Below are 2627 nucleotides of genomic sequence, written 5' to 3'. Positions count from 1 at the left end.
TGACGATAGCGCTGTATCGGTACCAAGCGTAGCGGTGTAATCGGTACCATGCTATCACTTGAATCGGTACCGCTTGTATCGCTGCAAGCGGTACCAAGATTTCAGTTCTGCTTTTCAATTTGCAAAGGTAATTTATTTTTTCAATTTCTGGCGCATAGAATCGCCTTTTAACTCTATTTTACTTGCATTTGCCACCAAACGGTCCATAATGGCATCTGCCAAGGTAGGATCACCTATGTAATCATACCATTTGGCAATGGGAAGCTGTGAGGCGATAATGACGGACTTTCTTTCGTATCTCTCTTCTAGGATTTGAAGCATTGCGAGTCTGGTCTTGTCATCCATTGGCTGCAACCCGAAGTCATCCCATATGAGCAAGTCATACTTTTCCAGATTGGTTATCATCCTCAGGTACGACCCATCCAGCTTGCTGAGTGCAACTTTCTCCACAAAGCTGTTCATATTGAGATAGAGAGTTCTGTAGCCTAGCATGCAAGCCTGTCTTCCAAGGGCACAGGCAAGGAAGGATTTTCCGCAGCCGCACTTTCCTTGTATGAGCAAGTTCTCATGTCTGCGTATGAAGGCACAGTCGGCAATGGCGGCAAGGTCATCCTTGGTGAAGTTGCGGTCTGTTCCACAGATGACATCCTCTAAGAGTGCCGTATATCTAAGCTTGCTGATTTTTAGATACATGGCGGTCTTTCGATCTCGTCTGTCCTGCACCTCTGCATCCACCATCTTGGAGATGGCGACTTCCAGGGATGGGCGGTTCTGTACAGGAAGGCTGGTCATGGCCTCGAAGGAGGATGACATACCTCTGAGTTTCAACTCGTTGAGTTGTATGATGGTTTCTTGTAAGTTCATGTTACTATATATGTTTAAATGTTCATAAATGCCTCCGCGCCTCTCACATAGTCGTTCTGTGGCACATTTGAGACTGTTTCTTCCCCGTCAACTTGGTCAAGGTTCTTCTCCAATACGTTGCGGATGGTCGTGTAGGTGATGGATGAACAACCTGCCAGACGCTTGCAGGCCTTCTCCAGGCGCTCCTTGCCATACTTGCGCTTGAGAGACAGGACTCCTTGGCAGGACTTGTACGACTGCTCGACATGCTTCGTGCGATTGAGGATGGATTGGACTGCGGAAGTGGTGTTGCTGCCAACCAATGCTGCCTCCTCCAGGAAATAGGCGGCGTTATATCCCTGTCCGTGCTTGTAGGCAAGATGTTTGTCTGGCATATGCTCGTCAAGCGTGCTGTACCCAGAACCTTGGCGACGCTGATGGATGGCTATGCGAGAACTCCCTGAGTAAACCTCCACGGTATCCAAGTCCCACAGTACGCTCACCTTTTGCCCGACATACTGGTATGGTACGCTATAGTTGTGCTTGTCAACCATGACGTGATAGGTACCGGACAGTTTCACCTCCTTGCGATATCTGAAGCGGTATGGAGTCATGGGCAGTTTACCCAACGTTGGTTGCTCTTCCGCCTCGAAGATGTCACGTCTGCTTCTCCCTGTCGTTCTGGACGGCTTTTCATTGAAGCCGTCCATCAACTCATAGATACGGGCATTCATACTCAATAGATTGTAAAACACCTCGTCATGTAGCAGAGCGTAGACGGCATTGTATGTCTTTTGAACGAGTCCCTCGACTGGACCTTTGTCCCTGGGAGTGCGAATCCTGCAGGTTTGGAGGGTTGTATCGTAGTAGGCGGCCCATTCCACGGCTGCATCATTGAATGCTGGCTCGTAGCGGTCGTATTTCTTCACCCACTGCTTCATGTTGTCACTCTTGGCTATGCGAGTTGTTCCGCCGAAGTAAGAGAAGGCATCGGATATACCGCCGAAGAAGTTCTCCATGGAAGCGTTGTACATAGCCTTGGCAAATCCCAAGCCGCTGTATGGCAGGATACAGACCAGGACGACAACCTTGGTTAGCTCACCTGTCTTCGGGTCGGTAAGCCACAGGGCATCGCCGGCGAAGTCAATCTGCATCTCTTCCCCAGGAATATAGGTGTTATGGAAGCTGAGGTTGTGTGAGTACTGATACTCACGGATTGACTTCTTGAACTGGGTGTATCCATATCCGTCGGGATGCTCCTTCTTGTATGACTCGTGCAGGGCTTGAATGGTGAGGTAGCGGTTATGCGACAAGTCTGACGCATATTCAGGCAACAGCCCGTCCAGCACCTGACGTTGGGAGGATGGGGCTGCTGTGGGTTTGGACAACTGGAGGAAAGATTCTATTTCCCCGTCACTCATGCGGCCTATCACGCCATAGGACAAACCTTGGGAATCCGCCAAGGTCTTGTAACGGTTCAGTACGCCACGTCCCATGTGTAGTTGCTCGCAAATGGTGCGTTGCGGTATTTTGGCCGCTAGCATTTGAAATGAACGTTTTAATTTGCTCATGTTTACATTACTTTGTGCCATATCTATACAGATTTAAAAATTCTTCTGCAAAGATAGGCGGTTATCATTTTACATGAGCAGAACTTTACATCTTTTTGGTACCGATTGGTGCGCTATGATGGTACCGATTCAAGTGATACGATGGTACCGAATGCAGTGCTATGATGGTACCGATTCATGCGCTACAGTGGTACCGATTCGCCGATACTGTCA

2 protein-coding genes are annotated in these 2627 nt (G+C 48.9%); both read right to left on the bottom strand.

Translation table 11 applies throughout. The annotated features are described in order from the left end of the window. Positions 1–132: 132 nt before the first annotated feature. Complete coding sequence (istB, locus tag KSW37_RS15390) at positions 133–864, bottom strand: IS21-like element helper ATPase IstB (protein ID WP_118201903.1); 732 nt, start codon at positions 862–864, stop codon at positions 133–135. A gap of 14 nt (positions 865–878) precedes the next feature. Further along, on the bottom strand, positions 879–2387 hold the full coding sequence (gene istA, locus KSW37_RS15385) for an IS21 family transposase (RefSeq protein WP_254368701.1): 1509 nt from the start codon (positions 2385–2387) through the stop codon (positions 879–881). Positions 2388–2627 lie beyond the last annotated feature (240 nt).

The organism is Segatella copri (genome assembly GCF_019127135.1).
GTDB lineage: Bacteria > Bacteroidota > Bacteroidia > Bacteroidales > Bacteroidaceae > Prevotella.
Note: the sequence above shows the minus strand (reverse complement) of the source record. Positions and strands in the feature narration are given on the sequence as shown.